The organism is Alkalihalobacterium sp. APHAB7, assembly GCF_048323755.1.
GTDB lineage: Bacteria > Bacillota > Bacilli > Bacillales > Bacillaceae_F > Alkalihalobacterium.
This window is the reverse complement of sequence record NZ_JBLWFS010000042.1, coordinates 1-22,626: the sequence shown is the minus strand read 5'-3', so window position 1 is coordinate 22,626 and position 22,626 is coordinate 1. Positions and strand designations below refer to the sequence as shown.

The following is a 22,626-nucleotide window of genomic DNA, read 5'->3' as shown; positions in this document are numbered from 1 at the left end:
CATCGCTAAGTGCAGTTAATCAGGCAATAGATCCGGAAGGATCAGCCCAAAAAAGCTCCGAACATCGTTTTTTGATGCTCGGAGCTTTTTTATGACTATTTTGGACCAGTTATGTCCCAGCCTCTTTCTTGTAGAAGATAATAACTCGCCTTTTAATCAACCGCAAAAATACAAATAGGAGTACTCCTACTAATGCACCAAACGTGTTTAATATAACATCGTCAATATTTGCAACACGATACGTAAACATAAACTGACTGGATTCAATAAAAATGGATATAATACAGCCGGTAATTGTAACCTTTATAATGACTTTTTTTAACTGTTTCATTGCAAATAGAAGTAAAAAACCGAACGGCATAAATAACACAATATTTCCCACTAATATGGTAATTGGATCCATTATATCTTTACTAAAAACAGTGATTCGGTAAATACTTCTAAAAGGAATTAAATTATAATTGCGACCACCTGGTCCTTCAGCTCCAAGTGAAGCTCCATAATTCCAAGCAAACAACGTGACATAAAAAAGTAAACATAAATAAATAACAAATAGAACAAGAGCAAAGGCTCTTATTTGTTGAGAAGAAGATAAATTTTGTTTGTTATTGTTATTAATAGAAAACACGTCCTTCTAATCCACATCCTAAGTTAACCTTTGTTTCATTATTGATTTTTTGGGACGATTAGACAAGACTTTTCCTTCTCAAATTTTTGATGAATTTCAACACTTTTCAACACCACGTTTTTGCATTATTTTTAATACCGCTTCTTTCGGTTCCCAACAGTTAAATTGATAATTTGGTTTTGTTTCGTACTTTAAACGCGAACAAAAATAATGGGTATTTCCATTGTTTTTTAACACTCTAAAGTGCTTGCAAGCAGCACAGCAATGATATTGTTCTTTACCCATACTATCTCCTCTTTAATTCTTTTACTTCATGATAGCATGGTACTATTTACGTTACGAGCAAAAAGTATTGCCAACAGCAGCTCAACACACTCAAATATGAGGTTAACCATCAAAAAAAGTGCCAGGCCTCAACTGAGATGATGCTATCGGTTATAGCACTCCATCAAAATTGAGGTCAACTAGCACTTAACGCTTACCCTTTTGGCGGGACATAATCAGGATGTTCATTTCCTTTTGTATTCATTTTCTTACCATTATTAGAGTCACTTTTTCTAGGCTGTGTACCTAGGTGATTTGGGCGAAACTTATCAAATGCGTGCTTTGACTTTGCCATGGTTCTCCCCCTTTCTCTAACTATAATGTAAGCAGAAAGAGTGTGAATCATAAGTGGCAGTTTTTGATAAGAAAGTGCAAGGTCCAGTATAGCGACGTACGGACTGGAACCGCCGTATGAGTTAAAAGAAACACGGTCATTGGTACTACGTCGAATGTATTTACTTGCTCTCAATTTATGCTTACTTTACGTGTAAAAAAAGACCGGTGCAATTACCGGTTTTTCATTATCAATAACAGACCTAGTCCCTTAAAATGCCACACCATTTTCCTTCTGAATTTTTTGTTCCCAGCGCTCTTCAATTTTCTCAAGCGCTTCTTTATCATTCATTAGTTGCCGTTTATTTTCCTGAACTAATTCCTCAAATGATAATTTTCTAATTTTTCTCATGTATATCACTCCTAACAAATAGTATCACTATTTTTACTGTTATAGAGTGAATTTATACCTAATTGTAAGAAAACTCTTACTTTATATTATATTTGTGGTTCTAAAAACCTATTGTGCTCCTTGTTTTTCCTGTGGACTTATATAGATCTGTCCTCCTTCATCCATTGTCATTAGAAAGATGTCTTTATAGCTTCCATAACCATGCTTGGTCACTTGTTCTCTTAACCAATCGACGGTCCCAATTTTTTTAACATTAGCCAAAATAATATTTCCATCTTCAATAAGTACGGTTGGATACCCTTTTTTAGCAGTTTCTAGGGACATATCCTGTGGAGTTATCGAATCGTATTGACTTTTTTTAATGACACTAATCTGTCCATTTGCTTCTAATATAGCATAATCGACCTCGTTTAAATTCGTTTCAAGCAAGCGCATATCCATTAATAAAGAATCGATCGTAACTTTGGCTTTTGTCATTTGCTCTTTTAAGATCTTTCCATGTCGAATTAAAATGATCGGTTCATCTTCCACAACTCTTCTAAATCGTGGAGTATGTAGCGATATTACGGTTAACGCTAAATGCAGCCCTACAATTAACCCTGCTGCTGCTAACGGCCCACCTAATGGGAGTTCACCACTTGATAGCGGTTCCCCAACAATATCACCAATAATTACGCCGAAAATAAAATCAATTGGGTTAACAGTACTTAGGGATCGCTGACCTAAAATCTTAACCAAAAGAAAAACATAAACATATACAATAAGTGCTCGTATTAAAAATCCATACACTGCTAAATCAGGTGACCCTGTCCAAAATTCAAACATGTAATGTATACTCCTTTCTAAATTAAACAGGCTGACTCAAGCAAAGTAAAATACACCACTTATATTGGGTGTATACACAGTTGGAGTCAGCCCGCCCGTCTTAGCCTTGAAAGAAGCCATATTGAGAAATATTTTCGTTTCAACAAACCGATTTTTACTGATTTTGATTAAATTGCGGCTCCTCGTTTAATACTTGCTGATATCGACCCTCAAGTAGATTACAGATATTTTTTTGCTGTTGAGCTAATTGTTCAAACATTTGCTTTGCTTGTTGATTTTCTGTTTCTAACGAAAATTGCACAAGACTAGCCTGAACACTTTGGGCTTGTGCAAGTGCTTGTTGCATTTGCGTTTGAACTGTCATATTTTCCTTACTCCTTACTTGTCCATGTCGCGGCTCATTTTTTCAGATTCTACTTCTGCATAAGATGCAAATTCTTCAGTATGGTTCTTTTTCCCTTGCTTCTTAGCATTGTTATTTCGGTTGGCATTTGCATTGCCTTTTTTCGTACGTCCCATTTCTTTTTTCCTCTCTTTCAAAGAAGTTTTTATTTTTCGTTCATAGGTTTGGCTAAAGTAGAAAAAAATATGAATGTAAAATGGAAGGGGGACTTAAAATGTCTAGCAAGTCAAACGAAGAAATTCAATCGATACTTAATCACCTGAATGATTGGAAAGGAGAACAGCTTTCTATTGAGAAACAGGAACGAGATGATGTAGACAAAAATACTCTGTCACTTGAGGAAGTGGAAATCGTTGAACAAGTAGAAGATACCGATGATTATGTTGACCCGTACACTATTCAATTAAGAGGTAAGGGCACAGTCGTTCATACAAATGGAAAAGCTAAACTTCCATTAAATAGTTATGAGTTACCGATCCGACAACTGTTATCATTTGAAACATCTAAAGAATTTATGACCATTAAGACAGACCGGGCTACGTATTATATTAAGAAATAATATCATCAATGTTACTAGTGTTACGCATCTTTACATTTTATAAAATAAAACAAGGCTGACCCAATGGTCAGCCTTGTTTATTTATGAATTAAGCATTTGCTTTTTCGTTAGCTAGTTTGTTACGAAGAATCATTTGAAGAATTCCACCGTGACGGTAGTATTCAATTTCAACTTCACTATCAAAACGAGTTAGTACATCAAATTGCGTTTTGTTTCCAGCTTCGTCTGTTGCTGTAACTGTTACGATATCACGAGGTTTAACATCGTTAGTAACGGCTACTTCGAACGTTTCTTTTCCAGTTAAGCCTAATGTTTCAGCACTTTCACCTTCTAAGAATTGAAGCGGAAGAACACCCATTAATACTAGGTTAGAACGGTGGATACGCTCATAGCTTTCAGCAATAACTGTCTTAACGCCAAGTAGGTTTGTACCTTTAGCTGCCCAGTCACGTGAGCTTCCCATTCCGTAGTCTTTCCCAGCTAAGATTGCAAGACCTGTTCCGTCTTCTTTATACTTCATAGCCGCATCATAGATTGCCATTACATCACCAGTTGGCCAGTAAGTTGTATATCCACCTTCTGTACCAGGAGCAACTTGGTTACGGATACGGATATTTGCAAACGTACCACGCATCATTACTTCATGGTGTCCACGACGAGAACCATATGAGTTAAAGTCTACAGGCTCAACACCTTTAGAAACTAAGTATTTTCCAGCTGGAGTAGTGCTGCTGAATGAACCAGCAGGTGAAATATGGTCAGTTGTAACTGTATCACCAAATTTACCTAGTACACGTAAACCAGATAATGGCTTAACTTCGCCTGGCTCTTTTGAAAGTCCTTCGAAATACGGAGGATTAGCGATGTAAGTAGACTCATCATCCCACTTATACAGCGCATCTTCTGTTGTTTCGATTTCGTTCCAACGCTCATTACTTTCGAATACATCGTTATATTCTCTACGGAACAACTCAGGAGTTACTGTCTGTTCTACAACAGCTGCAATTTCTTCAGCAGTTGGCCAAATATCTTTAAAGAATACATCGTTTCCGTCTTTATCTTTACCAATTGGATCGTTCTTAAGATCAACATCTACAGTACCTGCTAATGAGTAAGCAACTACTAATGGAGGTGAAGCTAAGTAGTTTGCTTTCACTAACGGGTGAATACGTCCTTCAAAGTTACGGTTACCAGAAAGTACAGAAGTAACTGTTAGGTCATTGTCAGCGATTGCTTTTTCAAGCTCGTCAGCAAGAGGACCTGAGTTACCGATACAAGTTGTACAGCCGTAACCAACGATGTTATATCCTAATTGCTCAAGGTAAGGAAGTAGTCCAGAGTCACGTAAGTAGCCTGTTACAACTTTTGAACCTGGCGCTAAAGATGTTTTTACATACTCAGGAACTTGCAAGCCTTTTTCTACAGCTTTCTTCGCAACAAGACCTGCCCCTACTAAAACGTACGGGTTAGATGTATTTGTACAGCTTGTAATTGCAGCAATTGCAATTGCACCTGTTTTCATAGTTGTTTCATTACCATTCGCTAGTTGAACTGTAACTTCTTTATTAAACTCATCTTTAGAAAGACCTAAACCTTGAGTTCCTTGAGGTGCCACTACCGCATTGCGGAAAGATTCCTGCATTTGAGAAAGTGGTACAAGGTCTTGTGGACGTTTAGGACCTGAAAGGTTAGCTTCAATTTCAGAAAGGTCAAGTTCTACTACGTCAGTAAATACTGGATCTGGAGTTTCACCAGCTACGTAGAACATGCTGTTCGCTTTGCAATATTCTTCAACTAACTTAATTTGCTCTTCAGAACGTCCTGTTAAGCGTAAGTAGTTAAGTGCTTCCTCATCAATCGGGAAGAAACCACATGTAGCACCATATTCAGGAGCCATGTTAGAAATTGTTGCACGATCTGCAAGCGGCATTTGTGCAAGGCCGTCACCAAAGAACTCAACGAATTTACCAACAACTTTCTTTTCACGAAGTACTTGCGTAACTTTTAAAGCCACGTCAGTAGCAGTCGTTCCACTTGGAAGTTGTCCAGTAACTTTTACTCCAATAACTTCAGGAACTGGGAAGTATGATGGTTGTCCTAGCATTGCAGCTTCTGCTTCAATACCACCAACACCCCATCCAAGAACACCAATACCGTTAATCATTGTTGTATGAGAGTCAGTACCAAATACTGAGTCTGGTAATGCTACTGTACCATTCTCATCTGTTGTCGTTTGGATAATATTTGCTAGGTACTCTAAGTTAACTTGGTGAACAATACCTGTTGCTGGTGGAACAGCACGATAGTTATCAAATGCTTTTTGCGCCCAGCTAAGGAACTGATACCTTTCTTCATTACGTTGGAATTCAAGGTTCATGTTGAACTCTAATGAGTCAGCAGTACCTGCTTTGTCTACTTGTACTGAGTGGTCAATTACAAGATCAACAGGAATTTCAGGGTTAATTACTTGTGGGTCTCCACCTAGGTCAGCCATTGCTTTACGTAAAGAAGCAAGGTCAACGACACATGGTACTCCAGTGAAGTCCTGGAAAATTACACGTGAAGGTTTGAAAGGTACATCAATGTCTTGTACTTCACTAGTTCCCCATTTTGCTAGATTTTCTACGTGCTCTTTTTTAATTACAAAACCGTCTTCTTGGCGAAGAACTGACTCTAATAAAACCTTAATTGAATAAGGAAGTTTAGAGACTTCTCCAACACCAGCTTCTTCTAATGCTTGAAGGCGATAGTAATCATACTTTTTACCATTCGCTTCAAAAGATGAACGTGCGTTAAAAGTGTTTGTCATATGTATTCCCTCCTCATAGCTATTATATAACAGATTGACAAAGTTGTCGAAATAGTTGGGGAAAAAAGTGTAACTAATTTGTAAAAGCACTTAGGTAAGCGCTTTTACCACTGGATGTAAATTTCCCTACTATAGAATAGCAAAAGATTCTTAAAGAATAAATGAATTTTTGAAATTAATATTAAGATTTTAGAAAAACTAATGAAATGGAGGTGATTTCATTGACTAAACGAAAATCTAACCACATTATCCCAGGAGCTAATGCTGCTAAAGGACAAGGGAAAGATGTAGGGTATAATTCCAAATTCGGACAAGAAATGGCAAATGAGCCATTGACTGAGGAGCAACGACAAAATAACAAAAAGAAAAAGAAAAATCAATAAGAAAACTAAAAAAGCACCCCCAATTTTAGAAAACACCTAAAATTGGGGGTGCTTTGGTACTCGTAAGTTTTAATCCTGAACTTGATCTCGTAATTGCTCTAGGTCCTGCTCGTATTTATTGAGCTGTTCTCTTTGATGTTCTGATGCGTTTGTTAAAGCTTTATTAATTTGAGTAAATGCTTCTTCTATTTCCTGCTTTGCTCTTTTTACATTTGAACCATAATCTGCCCTAGCTGTGTCAATTGAAGCTGTTGCTTCTTGCGCTTGAACAAAAGCTTGTTCCGCCGCTTGGAACGATTGTTGTTTATCTTTCTGATAAGGCATAGTATCCCTCCTCTATAATCTCATTTTATTTTTCATTACTTTATGTTGCTTTATTCATCGAATAAACCGAACAAAGTTTTTGGATACTAATACTGCAAGTAATTTAGATCTTATTTAATGCTTATTTAAATAAAGGAGGGATACATCATGGCTGAACGCAACTCTTATAAAGATATTCGCAAGAATGCGCCCAAAGGAGAAAACCCGGGTCAACCTGCACCAATGAAAGGTTCTAAAAAAGTAAAACAACGGAATCACGTTGGCCAAACAGATGGTGAAGGTTAATTTATACATCTCCATCAGTGGAGATGCATTTTTCCACTGATGGATTATAGACGTTGAAGAGTTGTAATGATGATATCGATCTCTTCCGCCGTAATAGTGCGTAAGTCAATGTGTACTTTCTCATCGATAATTCGAGTAACAATAGAGGGTTCACTTAAGCGCAATTCGTTAAATAATTGCTGTGCACTCCAACCTTTCCTTGCAATAGACACTAAAAAAGTTGCTAATTCAACTCCTGGCATCGTTCCACCACCAATTTGTGATGTTCCTTCTTCAAGTTTTATATGAAAGGGTAAGCCTTGTCCTTTTTCCAGAAATTGCATTGCTCTTTTTTGAATACTGCTTTTAGACTCTAAAATAGCCTTAACAGTAGGAATGTCATTTTGTTTTTCATCTGAAAAAGTATAAGCTTTTAATGTAGCTTCGAGTGCTGCTAGTGTCATTTTATCGACCCTAAGTACTCGTGCTAATTGATGTTTTTTCAAGCGTTTAATAATGGATTTTTTTCCAGCGATAATACCAGCTTGTGGACCACCTAAAAGCTTATCACCGCTAAAGGATACGATATCTGCGCCATTTCCTAACGCCTCTCTCACAGTTGGTTCTTCCCCAATTTGGTGATCACGAAAGTCGAGAAGAGCGCCACTTCCTAAGTCCTCATATAGCAGCACTTGAGGGTGATCCTTTTTTATCGATTTAAGACTTTTTAAGGGAACAGAAGCGGTAAATCCAATCGTCTTAAAATTACTCGTGTGCACTTTCATGATCATAGCGGTTTGTTCTCTTATCGCTTCTTCATAATCATACGGGTGTGTCTTATTTGTTGTACCAACTTCAACTAGCGTTGCTCCGCTTTCTTCCATAATCGCAGAAACTCGAAACGAGCCGCCAATTTCAACTAATTCACCGCGAGAAACAATTACCTCTTTTTCTTTCGCTAGAGCTTTTAAAATGAGGTATACAGCTGCAGCATTATTATTGACAACCATTGCAGCTTCTGCACCGGTAACGCTCTTAATCACCTTTTCAATAATATCGTGTCTTGAACCTCTTGTGCCGTTTTCGATATTGTATTCTAAGTTAGAGTAATTTCTCGCTGCTAAAACAACTTGATCAATGGCTTCTTCACTTAACTTCGCCCTTCCTAAATTCGTATGTAATATGGTTCCTGTTCCATTTATGACACGTTGAAGGGAGTAAGCTGAGGAATCCTTCACTTTCTTTTCTAGTGCCTCAAAAATACGATTCTGAATTTGTTCGGCAGTTGGCGTGTACTCCCCATTGGTGGTGTGGAGCCACTCCGTTCTAATAAGTGCTACAACTTCCTTCGTCATTGCAGTCAATTGGTCTTGTGAAAGGTTGTACATCCCTTTTATAGCGATAAATTTTTCGTTTTTTTGAATTTCGTGAATGGGTGGTAGTTGTCTTAATAATTCCTTCATTGAAAAACCTCTTCTCGTTCATTACATAACAACCATGAAAAAGAGGCTGCATAATTTGTATGTTGTCAGCCTCTTCTATCCTGTATAAGCTTTATTTTATATCGTTTCCTACATTTTTTCCATTTTGTCAATAATCAGACTTGTTTCAGGGAATTCACCTGTTTCAAGCTTGGAATAGAGTTGTTCTCCATTCACTGTTACTTCAAAAGCACCACCTGAACTTGGGATTAACTCTAACGTTTCAATATTACCTCTAAAGTGATTAAATAACTCTTCCGCAAACCTTGCGGCTTTAGGTGCAAAGTTTCACATCATGCAAAATTGAACAGATACTTTGTAACTCATATAAACAACCTTCCCTTCATTATTGGAATTTCATCTTCCATTGTAAGGTATCATTTGCCAGTATGCAAAAACATTCATTATACTAAGATTAACTAATGGTGGAAGGAGGGGACAAGCATGGACGAACGTGAGAAAATCCGTCTTACAGCAATGTCTACAAAAGCTGGCTGAGGATGCAAATTAGGTCCAGGCGACCTGGCACAAGTTTTGTGTCATTTACCTAAAACGACTGAAGATCCTAATGTTCTCGTTGGATTAGAAACATCTGATGATGCTGGTGTATATAAAATAACAGAGGACCTAGCTATCGTTCAAACGGTTGATTATTTCACACCGATTGTTGACGACCCTTATATGTTTGGTCAAATTGCTGCTGCGAATGCATTAAGTGATGTTTATGCAATGGGAGCAGTCCCGAAAACGGCTTTAAATATTGTTGGTTTCCCTATAAAGAAACTTCCAGAAGAAATGCTTGCCCAAATTTTGTTAGGTGCCTCGGACAAAGTGAAAGAAGCTGGCGCCGTTATCATTGGCGGGCATTCTATCGATGACCAAGAACCCAAGTTTGGTCTATCAGTTACTGGCTTTGTTCATCCTGAACGCGTGTTTAAAAACTATGGCGCAAAAACCGGTGATGTACTCGTTCTTACTAAACCAATCGGGGTAGGAATACTAACAACAGGAATTAAGCGAAATGCTGTAACAGAAGAACAAGAAGCAAACGTTACCGAAGTCATGGCAACGTTAAATAAGACGGCTTCTGAAACATTATGTTCCTATCGACCACATGCTGTAACCGATGTAACAGGGTTTGGATTGTTAGGACATGCTTTTGAAATGGCAAAAGCTAGTGAAGTAAGCTTTATTATTGATCATGAGGCTGTTCCTCTACTAGATGGGACATATGAGTTAGCTAACAAAGGAATTATTCCTGGCGGCTCTAAGGCTAATGCGAATTGGTTAGTTGATGTCGTTCACTATGACGACTCTCTCACAGAAAGTACAAGAGCAATTCTTTGTGATGCGATTACTTCAGGAGGTTTACTTATCAGTCTTCCTAAGAAAAAAGCGGAAACGTATATTAAAGAACTGCAAGCAAAGGGAATTCATGAAGCAAGGATCATCGGTGAAGTGATTGAAAAGCAGGAAAAAGCACTATATGTAAAGTAAACATTTCGTGAGACATAAAAGTACCAGACATAAAAGTACCAGGTACCGCAAACTTAACTTTAGTTTGAAGTACCTGGCTTTTTTTATTTCCATACTCGGTTTTGCTCTTGTCGAGTTGTATATTCTAGCCGGTCTAGCAGTTCCAACAACGGTACAAGATATTTTCTTGAGACGTTTAAGACTTCTTTCGCATCTTTAAGTGAAAATTCCTGACTCGTTTCATTTTGTAAATGGACAACTGTTTCTTCTAGAACATCGACATGGATATAGTGCTTTTCATCAAGGGCATATAGTTGTTCGTTTCTTACTAAGAAATGCTGGATTTCCTGTTGAAGATCTTGTGGAATTTGCTGCCTCGTAAACCAGACGCTTAACGGCGATACATTTACCCCCTCTTCCTTTAATCCCGAACACATAAAGTTGATTCGCTTTTCCCATGTTTTAGGGATAGATGGTGTAAAATCTTTCAAGGCTAAAAATGGTCCTTCTTTCTTAATTTCACCATTTTCAACAGCTAACTGAATAAAATATTCTAAAAGTTTTAATTGAATGATGTCCCCAAAACTTTGAGTAATTTCCGCCTTCTTTTTACCGATTTGCATAGAGTTAGTTTCATGAAATTGTCTGAGCTCCTCTTTCATTTGCACCAACGTATCCTCATAAAGAGAACGCAAAGTAAATTGTCCCTTTTCCCACTCCACCATCATATTTGTCTCTAAAAGTTGATCCATGATAGGAGTCAATTCCTCTTCATTAATTGCAGAATGTATTAATAATTCTTCACGAGTCACATTTTGATTCGTTTGAACAACTTCAATTATGATGTCTTTGGGTTCTCCTGCTTGTTTACGTTTAAGCATTTCAACTGTTTTTTCACCGAAACGATACTTTTGCCCAGCGGGGTTTATCACGACTCCCCCACCGATCGTCTCCATCGGGGTCGGACGTCTTAAAATAAAATGATCCCCTCTCTTCGTAACAATCGGTTCTTCAAGTTGCAATTGACAAAGCACTTCATCTTTTTCCTGAAGTTTGTTTCGATCAAACATAACGATCTTACCATAGACTTCTGCAGTGCCAATATGAACTTTTATATACCCTCTTTGCTTCACTGGATAGTCTAAATTTTTTACAGCTTGTAAAGAGACATCGATCATCGTCGTTACCGAATAATGTTGTGAAGTAACGAGAACATCCCCTCGTTTCACCTCATCCTTTGATAAGCCCCCAATATTAATTGCGGCTCTTTGACCGGCTACGGCTTCTTGAACAGGCTTGTGATGGACTTGAATTTGCCGTCCGCGTGTCTTTTGTCCAGTTGGTAAGATTTCAAGAAATTCACCTTCTTTTAATCTCCCTTCATAAACTGTTCCACGAACTACAGTGCCTTGGCCCTGAACGGAAAAAACTTGGTCAATAGGCAAACGAAAAGGCCCCATTGAGTTTCGATGTGTGACATAGTTGAGTTCATTCTTAATTACATGCTTTAAATCATCGATTCCTTTTAAACTAACGCTATCGACATAACTGATAGGGGCGTTTTCAAGAAACGTATCTGCACATTCTGAACGAATATCCTCTTCAACTAAAGCTAATAATTCTTCTTCCACTTTATCTACTTTCGTTACTACTATAATCCCTCGTTCAATACCTAGAAGGCTTAGAATTTCAACATGTTCTCTCGTTTGTGGCATCACAGCTTCATCCGCTGCAACAACGAGCAACACTAAATCTATACCCGCAACTCCTGCAATCATCTGCCGAATAAACCGCTCATGTCCAGGTACATCAATAACTGATATGACAGATTCGTCTGATAGTTGAAAATAGGCATATCCCAACTCTATTGAAATGTTACGCTCTTGCTCTTCTTTTAATCGATCAGTCTCCATATTCGTTAGTGCTTTTGTTAATGAAGTTTTTCCATGATCGATATGACCTGCTAATCCAATTGTGTAATGTGTTTCGATCTTGATCACCTCAACTAGCTCATTTCACCCTATTATAACTATTTTTTTATAGAAGCTAAAAGATTTACATTAATTATCTTATAATCTTCGTAGAAACAAGTGTTATAATAGTGCTTGAATCGATTAAGGAAGGCGGATCGTATGAAAGCTTTAAATTATTTATTAAAAAATAAACCTTACTATAAAATTCCCTTACTTTACATTATATTAGGGATCATTTGGATACTCGGTACAGACCTACTCCTAACTCATATGGAACAGTCTAATAATATAGATACGATATGGAGAACGTTTAAAGGCTGGTTTTTTATCATCGTTTCTGGAGTACTATTTTTTATCCTGTTTAAAAACCAATATAAAATGCAAAAAGTTGAAGAAGAGCGCGAAATGCTTTCCTCTTTTATTAATGCAATGTCAGACTTTATTTCCATCAAAGATGGCGAAAACCGTTGGCTCGAACTAAACGATTTTGCCTATAAGTTATATAACCTTAATGAAGCTGACTATTCTGGTAAAAATGATGCTGAACTAAGTGAGTTATATCCGACCTACCGTGAACATTTCTTAGAGTGCGTTAGAACCGATGAAGAAGCATGGGCCAAGAGAAAACCTATTCAATTCGAAGAAATTCTTCAACTAGAAGAAGGGGAAAGAATTTTTCAAGTAATTAAAGTTCCGTTGTTTACAAAAGAAGGAAAGCGAAAAAACTTGTTCGTAATCGGAAGAGACGTAACTGACATTAAACGCGCGGAAGAATTGATTGCCAAAAATGAAAAACTTTCTGTCGTGGGACAATTAGCTGCTGGTGTTGCACATGAAATTCGTAACCCATTAACGTCCCTTAAAGGCTTTGTTAAATTAATCCAAGAAAACAAAGGTGATAATGACTTTTATTTAGGAATTATGGACAAAGAACTAGAAAGAATTAACATTATTGTGAATGAGCTTCTATTAATAGCGAAACCTCAAAAAGAAGCCTTTAGCAAAAATAATATCGTCAGTTTATTAAGAAGTGTTATCGATTTAATGATCTCTGAAGCAAAAATGACTGGGGTTAAAATAGAAGTAGATGCTGGAAATGACCTCCCTCTGATTGACTGTGAAGCCTATCACCTCAAACAAGTATTTATTAATATTATAAAAAATGCAATTGAAGCTTCTGAAGAAGGTGACCTCATTAACGTTAAGATTTTTCAGAAGGAAGGAAACATCTGTGTTGAAATAATAGATGAAGGTTGCGGCATTGAGAGAGAACGCCTACAAAGAATTGGTGAGCCGTTCTTCACGATGAAAGAAAAAGGGACAGGTCTCGGAATGACGGTTTCTTATAAAATCATCCAAAATCATAATGGGTCTCTTCACATTGATAGTGAACTCGGTAAAGGTACAACCGTTTCCGTCCATTTACCAATTGAAAATAAGCAAAAATAGTATAGAAGAAAGAGGCTAGATCTCCAGTGGAGAAATAGCCTCTAATTTTTATTTAAAAAGTAACTAACAGCTCCTGTAAAAGCTCCTAATAACGCTCCAGCAAAGACTTCTCTTGGTTGGTGTCCGAGCATCTCTTTTAACTTGCGATCCTCTTCTTCATGTGCAGCATGCCGATCATGTCCCGCTAGTTTCTCTACTTCATCATCCAAATGATTAACTTTTATTGACAATTCCCCAGCTTGCCTACGAATGCCTTGAGCATCATACATGACAATCATGCCAAACACTGCCGCTAAGGCAAAATCGACAGAAGTAAATCCCTTTTTTAAGCCAACGTACGTTGCTAATGCGGTAACACCTGCAGAGTGTGAACTTGGCATATTCCCACTTTCCATTACAGATTTCCAGTTCCACGATCCCGTCGTTTGCTTATTTAAAGGTACTTTAAGTAACTGAGCAATGCCAATCGTTGTTAGCGCCGTTGTAATTTCTTTATTCACCCGTTATCACCTCTTCCATATTGTTTGTTATCCATAAGTTTCTATGCTGATTAACACAAAATAAAGAAGGGTATAAGAATTTGTTTCTACTTACTTTCCAATCTTATCAATAATATCCTTCATCTCATTCGGTCTTAAAAACTCAACGGGTGAAGCCCCTTTACCAAACTCGAGCCTGTCCCCTTCTAATAATACATAATAGCGCCCATTTTGTTTTCCAATATGGACGTTGACACCAAAGTCAGATAGAAGTGCTTTTATACCCATATGATCTAATTTAAACGATAAGTCCAATTCAGGAATTTGCTCGACAAGATGATAAGATGCTTCCATCACTTGTTCAGCTGACCACTGCTCTTGGAGTTCCCTTTTTGGCGTTGTTGCCCAAACTTCCATCGTCATATCAAAGTCTGTTTGAGGTGGTGGTGCTGTTTCTGTAGAGACTGTAGCTTCCGTTTCTTCAGTTTCTTCGGTTTCTTCCGTTTCTTCTTCCTCTGGTTGCGCAACCCTCAAGTTAGGCATAACTCCCGTATCTTCGTAATACTGCTTTGCCAATGTAATCACTTGATCTTTGACGATCTCAGGCATTGACCGTTCATACTCCACAAACTTTAGAAAGTCTTCAAAATAACGGGAGTGAGACGATTGGTGAATTTTAAGCTCCCACTCTTCAATCATGCCTTCTTCTGGCATGTAGGGGTATTGGATCGATTTCATATTTTTCGTTGTAATCGCCATTTCAACCTGTTGGATTAAACTTCTTTCGTCTGTAATTGTCGCCACTTTCGGTTCAAAATCACATTTTAAAACAAAGACAAATGGTTCATCAAAGTACTTATTTAATTTAGCTCTAGCAACAATTAATGCCCCGCCCCGAATTGAGCTCGTATCCATGTAGGAGCGAACCAATTGTTCGCAGCTATGTTGAAAATCGTCCGAAGTCTCAGCGCTTCGAATTTTATTAAATTGATTAAAATTGGGGTTTGATGCTAAGTCATACCCTTCTTCAACGAGAAATCTTCCAATTTTCGTAGGCACTTGTTCAGACTTAGGATGTCTTTCAACTTTTCGCTTTGAAATTTTCATTAACTCCCCTGCAAGGAAGTCACTTAAAGGATGATTCGCGTATGAAACTTCATCTAGGGTTTGATAATGTTTGTAGCTTTTCGCACCTTGTTCCCCTTGTACTTCACTATCAATGACAAAGAATGATAAGTATTGAATATCAAAGTCCATTTACTTCACCTAATTTATGTATAGAATGATAACTTTTTTAGTATAGATATTGGAGTCTCCAGCGTCAACCGTGAGTTCGAAAAAACAACTCTTGAATTAACGTAACAAAAAATACTATAATAGTGTTTAGTTGTCCGCAAGTTTCTATACGGGGCTGGCTGGGGTACTGGTGTCCCCCAAGGTCTTCAAAACCTCTCGGGAGGCGCGTGCCGTCTCCGGTGGGTTCGATTCCCACACAGTCCCGCCAAAAATTCGTCGACTAACCATATATTTACTTCTGTTGAAAAATCACCTGTTGTACTAGTACTTTCCTGCCATTCTCCACTTCTATACGATGTTATAAGTTCAATTCTATTTATTAAACAGACAAGCTTAACGATTTAAATGGCTCATTTGATATTGTGATTAAGTTGCTCGTTTCATGTTCAAAAAATGAACTAACTACCCGATCTTTTTTGCGAAAATCAAAACAAAAGTAATTTCCAAAATCATCATTTGCAAAAGCAATTACACCTTTCGGCAGTGACACTTGTAATGCTTTGTTTATCGTAACTAGGTTATCAGGCAGGGATTTTCCTATTGGTAAAAACGACCGTAATTCAATGTCTATCCCTTGCTTTATATGTATAATACAAGGACGAGGCCTTGCCCCATTATATTTCCGAATAATCTTCTTATAAAATTCAGGGAAGGTTACCTGGTAAAACGACTCCAATTCTGCGATAGTAGCCTCATTGACTTCACCCTTACTATATTTCCATTGTACATTCTTCACTTAAACACCGCCCTTTTAGTTTAGTAACCTCCACCCCATAAACTCATACCACCAGTATGACCTGATTGTGCATGAATAACTGTATCCATTAACTGCATTTTCCCAGGCTGCTCATGATGGTGCCATGTATATCCATCAGGGGTTTCACCGTCATATATTTGTTCCAGTTGAAGATCCGAAAATTGTGCTTTTAGTTCGGGAGACAAGTGAATAGCTTCGTACAGTTGATCATTACTAAGCTTTACGTGTGTATAGCTAGAAGATTCATAGTATTCTTCTGGAAGTTCGGCATTGTAAACTGACTCAAACACTGGAAATACACCTTGGACAACGGTTCCATCTTGGAGTTGTACTGTACTAGTTTCATAATGCACACCTGATTCTGGATGTGCTGTACCGTCTAAATCAGCATTTATTGTTTCAATAATCGCAACCTCTACATTAGCATGTACCTCTCCAGATACATTATCTACAACATCAAATACTCCGTAAGCTATTACGAGAACTGCACCGACCTTACCGATATTTTTTAAACCATTTTTTACTTTAACCTGATCTTTACCAACTACACCTGTCGCAACATCATACATATTTTTAGATGTATACCATACACCCTTAACCATTCCAGTAGCTACATTCCACGTTGCACCACCGACTTCACTTAAACCCTCATTTCTTAATTCCTTATCTTTTTTAACTAGACCAATTGCTGTGTCTAAAACACCTTGAGTTGCACCACCTATATTTTTAAAAACAAATCTAGTTGAATTTGAGACACTATCCCCAATTTCTTGAATATACTCATTGTTGATTGCTCTTCCGCCAAATTTGATTGGCCCCCCTAAAGTAAATGAAAAGGCCTTACCTAAACCATCAACAGTTTGTAATACGTACTTTTTCTTCACGGCTCACCTCTTTTCTTTTATTCGAAAATGAGTTAAGGTAAATTGTTTATAAATCATTATCTTTGATCTAATTTTTTGGTTATATATACCCATTACAATAATAATCTATTTTACCCATACTTATCATGTGTTGCATCATATAATCATTAATAGATGTCACAATATTATAAAAAACAACCATTTTCTAAGAAATGGTTGTTTTTTGATAATGCCTTTTACTAAAACCCACTATGACTTGCTGGCCATCTTGACGTAAGAGGAATATTCTCATACTCTTCAGGGTCTATTTCATATACAGAACCATCTACGATCCCATCAATAATTCCATATAGTCCGCGTTCCACTGCTTTAACTAGTTTTCCACGTTCTTTTTGGCCAAAGTTTTGAGTCTGTCCAGTTACTTCAAACAGGACCGTTCCGCTGCCATTTAATGCATACGAACCAAGAGCAGTTCCTGGTAAGTCCAGTCCTTGAGAATAAAGGGTCACATTGCCAAACGGTGAGTTACCAATACTGTCTAATGCATCATAAACAGCAACATTTAATTGTCTAGAGAAATCATAGTTATATTTATCAGCATATTTTTCATACTTAGCGCCTTGTTCACTATTAGGATCTTGTACAAATTGACCTGAAATCGATAATGTTACTCGGTCGTCTGTTCCAGCAACATAGTAGACCCCTTGGTGATGTAGATCAACGAATACATCAACGTTTCCAAACTCTTCTAATAAACCTTTATATACGTCACGTGAAGCTTGTCCTTCTGGAGTTATAAACCATCCCGGTGAGGCAGAATTCCCAGGAAAATCTTCGGCAGTTGGCACATAATCTAAGTCTGGATTAAAATCACGATTTACATCAAATCCAGGATTTTCAGCATAATTATAGCTTTGGCTAATTCCTCTATCTAGATAGTTCCATGCTGGACTAGCCCCTTCTAATTGTGGGAAAGCCTCTACAACTTCCTCCCATGTCATATCATTTCGTCGTTTGTCCATTTCAGCTCCATCTGGGTTCATCTTTGGCATAACGACTAACGTTATTTCCTCGCGAATTTTTCTGGATTGTGGAGAATTATTCCCTAGTTGTTGCAGCATATTCATCACGGCTTCAGTACCTGTTTTTTCATTCCCGTGAATTTCACTTTGGATTAATACGACTTTGTCGCCATGACCAACTGTTGCTTTATAAATTTCCCTCCCCCTATTTGAATACCCAACGACATCGACCTGAACTCTTCCTTGACTCGTTCTCTCAATTTGTTCAAGTCGCTTTGCCATTTGTTCATGTGTCATAAACCCTGAGATCGAATAATCATGGTGATGAGAAGTTGTTTCTTGAGCGAATACACTCGGTGTAAATGTTGGAGCTAATAAGCTTGTACACAGTACCATTGCTCCTAATGTTTTTACTACCTTCTTCTTTTTCATAACCAACACTCCCATACGTTAATTTTGCCGAAAAGAACTGAAAAGAGAAACCGAATTATTCCGACACCCTAAACATTCCATATCAGGAGGAGTGTTCCTTCGCCACTCGAAAAGATAGGATTTTCATACTTGTTTTGGTTAATTATGGAACATTTCTTTGTAATTACTTATGTACTTTTTCTCATAGACAAATGGTGTAACGTCTTTCCGTCCTTAAAAAAGTACATATTTTACTAGGACTCGATCTTAAAATAGAGAATGGTACTTCTTCCATTATCTATTTGTGTTCAAAAAGTTAAGTCCTTAGCAGGAGAGAGTCATTTAATCATAAATTCTCTTACTTAATTGGGTCATTTTTTTATTTCTATATAACGAATTACTCTAAAATCACAAAAGGCATACTAAATATGTATGCTCAAAGTCTTTCTTATGCGTTAGATAACAAGGAAGCTGATAGAAGAATAGTTCATTGTTAATTTAAGAAGTATCTTATTAGAGGAACAGTAAGAAAAGAAAAGAAAACAAAACAGAACCATCTAGATTCCTGCTATCTGCAACTAGATGGTTCTGTCTGTTAACTGTCATGTGATGTAATTAAATCTATACCGTAGTTTCCTTCATGTCATTTTTTTCTGCAATTCCTTTATCCTTAATTTTTCGTCTTTTCAGCCTGCCTAATCCTCTTGAAATGTCTTCAAACAATAAATAAACTGCAGGAATGAGAACGAGCGTAATCATTGTCGCAAAGAGTAATCCAGAGATGACTACAGTTGCTAACGGTGATTGATAGCTGCTTGACACACCGGTCGCAAGAGCTAGTGGCAACATGCCCCCGACTGTTGTTAATGTCGTCATAAAGATAGGTCGTAGTCTTGATTTACCAGCTTCTACTACGGCTTCCGCAACTTGGTAATCAGCATTTCTTAATTGCTTCGTACGATCAATTAATAAAATCGCATTGTTTAAGACAATCCCGATCAACATAACGACACCCATCGCGGACATAATGCTTAACTCCATTTGTGTAATAAACAATCCTAAGATGACACCTGTAATTGTCATAGGTATGATCGACATTACAATAATTGGATGCTTTAAACTGTTAAATTGAACAGCCATTACAACATACACAAGAAACAGTGCAATTCCTAGAATAATGATCATTTCTTGCATTGCTTCTTGTTGTGCTTCAAGATCACCACTCATGGAAATCGAGTACCCATTTGGTGTATTGAAGTCTTGGAGCATTTGTTGTATATCACGATTAACCGAACCGAGGTCACGACCTTCTAAATCCGCGATAACTGTTATATAGCGTTCACCGTCTTTTCGATCAATTTGAGTCGGGACTGTATTTTTTTCAAGCTCCATGTATTTAGACAGTTTTTCTTTTTTCCCTGTTGGCGTTGTGAACTCGAAATTAAGCAGTTGCTGTTTACGGTCCATTTGTTGGTCAGTTGTTAGAACTAATGGTCTAGGCGTATTATCTTCGGCGATAATTTCTCCAATCGGACTCTTTAAAAATAAAGGTTGAATGACATTTGATATTTGTACAGGGGTTAGATTATCCTCTTTGATTGTATCTTCCTTCAAAACAATATTTATTTCATCTAACATCTTTTCTCCAGAGGCGGCTTTTATGCCCACTAGCCCATCAATTTGTTCAAGCTCGTGTATTAAATCCCTCGAAATCTCTACTAATTCTCCAAGATCTTCCCCGTAAATTTGGAGTCTGATTGGGAAGCCTCCACCCATATTCATAGCAGAACCAACACTAGTGATCGGATACTGCTCTTCTAATACTCGAAGGGAGGATAAAATTTGTTCGTTGACTTCGCTTTGTTCAGTAGTCGCTTCTTCAATTGGCGTCATATTAATAATGGCGTAAATCGTCGAATTAATATTGTCGATGACAATCGTATTGGTTAAATCTGACACTCCTTTTAAGCGGTCGTACATTTCTAATGCGATTTCCTCCCGCTCAGATGGTGTCGTTCCACTTTCTAATTGCACCATCACTTCAGAATATCGGTTAAAAACATCTGGCATGATTGTCATCGGTACTTTTGATACTAGTGTTAATGATCCAACAAACACCATAATAAACAACACAATGACACTGTAACGAAAACGCTTCTTTCTTCCCATCCAAGAAATTAATGTTCCATATTGCCTAATAATCTTCCCTTCACTACGATTTTTAGCTTTGTCACTAACTTTTAAGAAGTTTTCAGCAAGTGCAGGAATTAATGTAAAGGATACAATGACTGAACTTACAAGAGTAAACACTACGACTAATGATAAAATAATCATGAACTTCCCAGCTTCTCCACCAAGCAATCCGATAGGCAAAAAAACAACAATTGTTGTTAACATTGAAGCTAATACAGCCGTTGATACTTCTTTAATTCCTTTCACGACAGCTTCGTAATTTCCAAGTCCTTGTTCTTTTTTCTTAAAGATGGATTCAAGGATGACGATAGAAGCATCGACCATCATACCAATTCCTAATCCTAACCCCACGAGACTTAACATATTAAAGCTATAATTAAAATACCACATTGCCGTAAACGTTAATAAAATAGAAACAGGGATCGCTAAACCAATAATGATCGTAGCTCTTATATTTCGTAAAAATAATAACAATACGAATAAAGCGAGGATCCCTCCAATTAAAACATTTTGTGACACCCCTTCAATCGCATCAGTCACATAGTCTGCTTGTGAAACAACTTCATTCAATTCAAAACCCTCAACTAAACCATCGGCGCGAATTTTATCAATCTCAGCTCTTATAGCTGCAGCCATTTCAATTTGAGTAACATCAGACACTCTTCCGACTTGGACAAGGATGAAATTATCACTTCCATTTTTCCAAACTCCAGCCGAATGTTCACTCGATTGTTCCGAGACAGAAGCTACCTCACTTAACTTTTTAACTCCATATGTTGTAGGTATTGTGATATTTTTTACATCATTGACATTTTGGATAGACGTATTCCAGCGCAAGGTTGGTGTATTTTCTTCTTCGTTCAATACGCCTAATGCAACCTCACTGTTTGACTGTTGAATGATCCCCATTAATTGATGCGCATTAAGACCAAATTCTTCTAATTTATTTTGCTTTAACTCAATGATAATTTCTTTTTGATCCATACCGACTAAATCAACATCACGTACTTCCGATAATGCTTCCAAACGGGGCTCTAATACTTCTCTTGCAAAAATAGCCATACTTTCTTGATCACCGTTTGAAATATCCATAAAAAACTCATACGTTCCATTCATAGAATAAGGGAAAACATGAATATCGTTAACTCCATCGAGTTGCGATTTCAACCCATTTAATGTCGATTTCACCTCGTTTGAAACCTCTTCTCCGCGACCTTCTTCAATCTCTATCGTTATCGTACTGTTACCAACACTAGATGAGGATTGAAAACTTTCCACACCATCAATTCCAAGGAGGGTCTGTTCAATAGGGGTCGTAACCCGTTGCTCAACATCAAGTGTTGTCATATCTCCTGCATCCACTTGAATAACGGCACCGTCGAAAGTAATAGGTGGCATTAACTCTTGATCTAACTTTGTCGTTGCATATGTTCCGATAAATAATACAAACACAACCATTAACCCAACAATCAATTTACGTTTTAATAAAAAATCTAAAAAAACCATCGTTCTTTTCCTCCGCCCTTTTTCTTCCATTAAATTATGTGCATTATGAAATCCAACCAGTTAGCCACCAAGATACAATATATTCTCATACAAGAAGATTATATTACTTTTACTTGGAAAAATAATCCTGTTTAAGATTTATATTGATATCGGTCTCAAGACTGATATTAATGAGACTATTTTTGTTAACATTTGTGTAAAATAATCTCAATCGTCAGAATGAACGTTTTCTGAATTCGTCTTAACGTCTTTCTGATGACAAATCCGTGCTACCTCCTCCCACATCAAGATCACCTTAGTCTCCCATTTGTTGGTGGCACGGTTTTATGGAATTATATTGTTATAAAACGCTTTTTTCAGTTAGGTAAAATTACAAAGTTTACGAAAACAAAAATAATCGAGTAGGAGGAGGTGATTAACCTCCGACCTCTCACACCACCGTACGTACGGTTCCGTATACGGCGGTTCAATTTTATACTAAGCATGTACTTTGTTGTAATGTTGGACACAAGAGAT

Annotated in this window: 22 protein-coding genes, 1 tRNA gene and 1 pseudogene; 6 read left to right on the top strand and 18 right to left on the bottom strand. The window is 37.4% G+C overall.

Features of this window, described 5'->3' with window-relative positions:
* Window positions 1-109: 109 nt before the first annotated feature.
* The 7 genes from ACNSTQ_RS22055 to ACNSTQ_RS22025 form a co-directional block, all read right to left on the bottom strand.
* The gene (locus ACNSTQ_RS22055; RefSeq protein WP_418201902.1) at window positions 110-628 is read right to left on the bottom strand and encodes a VanZ family protein; all 519 of its coding nucleotides are present in this window, start codon (window positions 626-628) and stop codon (window positions 110-112) included.
* 96 nt (window positions 629-724) lie between these two features.
* Complete coding sequence (locus ACNSTQ_RS22050; RefSeq protein ID WP_418201901.1) at window positions 725-913, bottom strand: hypothetical protein; 189 nt, start codon at window positions 911-913, stop codon at window positions 725-727.
* A gap of 193 nt (window positions 914-1,106) precedes the next feature.
* On the bottom strand, window positions 1,107-1,247 hold the full coding sequence (locus ACNSTQ_RS22045) for an acid-soluble spore protein N (protein ID WP_216827844.1): 141 nt from the start codon (window positions 1,245-1,247) through the stop codon (window positions 1,107-1,109).
* Window positions 1,248-1,496: 249 nt separating this feature from the next.
* Window positions 1,497-1,637: an FbpB family small basic protein gene (locus ACNSTQ_RS22040; RefSeq protein WP_275117467.1), complete on the bottom strand. Its 141-nt coding sequence runs from the start codon at window positions 1,635-1,637 to the stop codon at window positions 1,497-1,499.
* Window positions 1,638-1,745: 108 nt separating this feature from the next.
* Window positions 1,746-2,462: a DUF421 domain-containing protein gene (locus tag ACNSTQ_RS22035; protein ID WP_418201900.1), complete on the bottom strand. Its 717-nt coding sequence runs from the start codon at window positions 2,460-2,462 to the stop codon at window positions 1,746-1,748.
* A gap of 154 nt (window positions 2,463-2,616) precedes the next feature.
* On the bottom strand, window positions 2,617-2,826 hold the full coding sequence (locus ACNSTQ_RS22030; RefSeq protein ID WP_418201899.1) for a DUF1657 domain-containing protein: 210 nt from the start codon (window positions 2,824-2,826) through the stop codon (window positions 2,617-2,619).
* A gap of 14 nt (window positions 2,827-2,840) precedes the next feature.
* Window positions 2,841-2,981, bottom strand: coding sequence for a hypothetical protein (locus ACNSTQ_RS22025; RefSeq protein ID WP_418201898.1), 141 nt, complete (start codon window positions 2,979-2,981; stop codon window positions 2,841-2,843).
* Between the two features lie 98 nt (window positions 2,982-3,079).
* Here ACNSTQ_RS22025 and ACNSTQ_RS22020 point away from each other — a divergent pair, with 98 nt between their 5' ends.
* On the top strand, window positions 3,080-3,424 hold the full coding sequence (locus tag ACNSTQ_RS22020) for a hypothetical protein (RefSeq protein ID WP_418201897.1): 345 nt from the start codon (window positions 3,080-3,082) through the stop codon (window positions 3,422-3,424).
* An 88-nt stretch (window positions 3,425-3,512) separates the two neighbouring features.
* Here the strand turns inward: ACNSTQ_RS22020 and acnA are convergent, their stop codons facing one another.
* Window positions 3,513-6,233 (bottom strand): aconitate hydratase AcnA, encoded by a 2,721-nt coding sequence (acnA, locus tag ACNSTQ_RS22015; protein ID WP_418201896.1) that lies wholly within the window; start codon window positions 6,231-6,233, stop codon window positions 3,513-3,515.
* A 221-nt stretch (window positions 6,234-6,454) separates the two neighbouring features.
* On the opposite strand from acnA, the gene sspO reads away from it, so the two are divergent.
* Window positions 6,455-6,616, top strand: coding sequence for a small acid-soluble spore protein O (sspO, locus tag ACNSTQ_RS22010; RefSeq protein ID WP_075386108.1), 162 nt, complete (start codon window positions 6,455-6,457; stop codon window positions 6,614-6,616).
* Between the two features lie 69 nt (window positions 6,617-6,685).
* Here the strand turns inward: sspO and ACNSTQ_RS22005 are convergent, their stop codons facing one another.
* On the bottom strand, window positions 6,686-6,940 hold the full coding sequence (locus tag ACNSTQ_RS22005) for a DUF2524 family protein (protein WP_418201895.1): 255 nt from the start codon (window positions 6,938-6,940) through the stop codon (window positions 6,686-6,688).
* Between the two features lie 147 nt (window positions 6,941-7,087).
* Between ACNSTQ_RS22005 and ACNSTQ_RS22000 the strand changes: the two genes are divergently transcribed.
* Window positions 7,088-7,225 (top strand): small acid-soluble spore protein P, encoded by a 138-nt coding sequence (locus ACNSTQ_RS22000; RefSeq protein WP_075386106.1) that lies wholly within the window; start codon window positions 7,088-7,090, stop codon window positions 7,223-7,225.
* A gap of 44 nt (window positions 7,226-7,269) precedes the next feature.
* Here the strand turns inward: ACNSTQ_RS22000 and selA are convergent, their stop codons facing one another.
* The gene (gene selA / locus ACNSTQ_RS21995; RefSeq protein WP_418201894.1) at window positions 7,270-8,667 is read right to left on the bottom strand and encodes an L-seryl-tRNA(Sec) selenium transferase; all 1,398 of its coding nucleotides are present in this window, start codon (window positions 8,665-8,667) and stop codon (window positions 7,270-7,272) included.
* 108 nt (window positions 8,668-8,775) lie between these two features.
* Window positions 8,776-8,961 (bottom strand): annotated as a pseudogene (locus tag ACNSTQ_RS21990) (Rdx family protein); the annotation flags it as partial.
* 168 nt (window positions 8,962-9,129) lie between these two features.
* Here ACNSTQ_RS21990 and selD point away from each other — a divergent pair.
* Window positions 9,130-10,182, top strand: coding sequence for a selenide, water dikinase SelD (gene selD / locus ACNSTQ_RS21985; RefSeq protein WP_418201893.1), 1,053 nt, complete (start codon window positions 9,130-9,132; stop codon window positions 10,180-10,182).
* 83 nt (window positions 10,183-10,265) lie between these two features.
* Here selD and selB read toward each other — a convergent pair whose 3' ends face one another.
* The gene (gene selB, locus ACNSTQ_RS21980) at window positions 10,266-12,161 is read right to left on the bottom strand and encodes a selenocysteine-specific translation elongation factor (protein WP_418201892.1); all 1,896 of its coding nucleotides are present in this window, start codon (window positions 12,159-12,161) and stop codon (window positions 10,266-10,268) included.
* Between the two features lie 132 nt (window positions 12,162-12,293).
* Here selB and ACNSTQ_RS21975 point away from each other — a divergent pair, with 132 nt between their 5' ends.
* Complete coding sequence (locus tag ACNSTQ_RS21975) at window positions 12,294-13,583, top strand: ATP-binding protein (protein WP_418201891.1); 1,290 nt, start codon at window positions 12,294-12,296, stop codon at window positions 13,581-13,583.
* Window positions 13,584-13,624: 41 nt separating this feature from the next.
* Here ACNSTQ_RS21975 and ACNSTQ_RS21970 read toward each other — a convergent pair whose 3' ends face one another.
* Window positions 13,625-14,083: a divergent PAP2 family protein gene (locus ACNSTQ_RS21970; RefSeq protein WP_418201890.1), complete on the bottom strand. Its 459-nt coding sequence runs from the start codon at window positions 14,081-14,083 to the stop codon at window positions 13,625-13,627.
* 90 nt (window positions 14,084-14,173) lie between these two features.
* Window positions 14,174-15,319, bottom strand: coding sequence for a DUF3900 domain-containing protein (locus ACNSTQ_RS21965; RefSeq protein ID WP_418201889.1), 1,146 nt, complete (start codon window positions 15,317-15,319; stop codon window positions 14,174-14,176).
* A gap of 150 nt (window positions 15,320-15,469) precedes the next feature.
* Here ACNSTQ_RS21965 and ACNSTQ_RS21960 point away from each other — a divergent pair.
* Window positions 15,470-15,566, top strand: a tRNA-Sec gene (locus tag ACNSTQ_RS21960).
* A gap of 111 nt (window positions 15,567-15,677) precedes the next feature.
* On the opposite strand, the gene ACNSTQ_RS21955 is transcribed toward ACNSTQ_RS21960, so the two are convergent.
* From ACNSTQ_RS21955 to ACNSTQ_RS21940, 4 genes are all read right to left on the bottom strand, one after another.
* Window positions 15,678-16,094 carry an SMI1/KNR4 family protein gene (locus ACNSTQ_RS21955; protein ID WP_418201888.1) on the bottom strand — a complete coding sequence of 139 codons (417 nt, stop codon included), beginning with the start codon at window positions 16,092-16,094 and terminating at the stop codon, window positions 15,678-15,680.
* Between the two features lie 20 nt (window positions 16,095-16,114).
* Window positions 16,115-16,999, bottom strand: a complete 885-nt coding sequence (locus tag ACNSTQ_RS21950; RefSeq protein ID WP_418201887.1) for an HNH endonuclease — start codon at window positions 16,997-16,999, stop codon at window positions 16,115-16,117.
* A gap of 218 nt (window positions 17,000-17,217) precedes the next feature.
* Window positions 17,218-18,432, bottom strand: a complete 1,215-nt coding sequence (locus ACNSTQ_RS21945; protein WP_418201886.1) for a M14 family zinc carboxypeptidase — start codon at window positions 18,430-18,432, stop codon at window positions 17,218-17,220.
* Window positions 18,433-19,032: 600 nt separating this feature from the next.
* On the bottom strand, window positions 19,033-22,110 hold the full coding sequence (locus ACNSTQ_RS21940; protein WP_418201885.1) for an efflux RND transporter permease subunit: 3,078 nt from the start codon (window positions 22,108-22,110) through the stop codon (window positions 19,033-19,035).
* Window positions 22,111-22,626 lie beyond the last annotated feature (516 nt).

Coding starts and splice junctions, on each gene's coding strand:
- ACNSTQ_RS21975 (WP_418201891.1), top strand. CDS start 12,294: ATGAAAGCTTTAAATTATTTATTAAAAAATAAACCTTACTATAAAATT.
- ACNSTQ_RS21945 (WP_418201886.1), bottom strand. CDS start 18,432: ATGAAAAAGAAGAAGGTAGTAAAAACATTAGGAGCAATGGTACTGTGT.
- ACNSTQ_RS22035 (WP_418201900.1), bottom strand. CDS start 2,462: ATGTTTGAATTTTGGACAGGGTCACCTGATTTAGCAGTGTATGGATTT.
- ACNSTQ_RS21965 (WP_418201889.1), bottom strand. CDS start 15,319: ATGGACTTTGATATTCAATACTTATCATTCTTTGTCATTGATAGTGAA.
- ACNSTQ_RS22040 (WP_275117467.1), bottom strand. CDS start 1,637: ATGAGAAAAATTAGAAAATTATCATTTGAGGAATTAGTTCAGGAAAAT.
- ACNSTQ_RS22005 (WP_418201895.1), bottom strand. CDS start 6,940: ATGCCTTATCAGAAAGATAAACAACAATCGTTCCAAGCGGCGGAACAA.
- ACNSTQ_RS22030 (WP_418201899.1), bottom strand. CDS start 2,826: ATGACAGTTCAAACGCAAATGCAACAAGCACTTGCACAAGCCCAAAGT.
- ACNSTQ_RS22045 (WP_216827844.1), bottom strand. CDS start 1,247: ATGGCAAAGTCAAAGCACGCATTTGATAAGTTTCGCCCAAATCACCTA.
- ACNSTQ_RS21940 (WP_418201885.1), bottom strand. CDS start 22,110: ATGGTTTTTTTAGATTTTTTATTAAAACGTAAATTGATTGTTGGGTTA.
- selA (WP_418201894.1), bottom strand. CDS start 8,667: ATGAAGGAATTATTAAGACAACTACCACCCATTCACGAAATTCAAAAA.
- ACNSTQ_RS22000 (WP_075386106.1), top strand. CDS start 7,088: ATGGCTGAACGCAACTCTTATAAAGATATTCGCAAGAATGCGCCCAAA.
- ACNSTQ_RS22020 (WP_418201897.1), top strand. CDS start 3,080: ATGTCTAGCAAGTCAAACGAAGAAATTCAATCGATACTTAATCACCTG.
- ACNSTQ_RS22050 (WP_418201901.1), bottom strand. CDS start 913: ATGGGTAAAGAACAATATCATTGCTGTGCTGCTTGCAAGCACTTTAGA.
- acnA (WP_418201896.1), bottom strand. CDS start 6,233: ATGACAAACACTTTTAACGCACGTTCATCTTTTGAAGCGAATGGTAAA.
- ACNSTQ_RS22025 (WP_418201898.1), bottom strand. CDS start 2,981: ATGGGACGTACGAAAAAAGGCAATGCAAATGCCAACCGAAATAACAAT.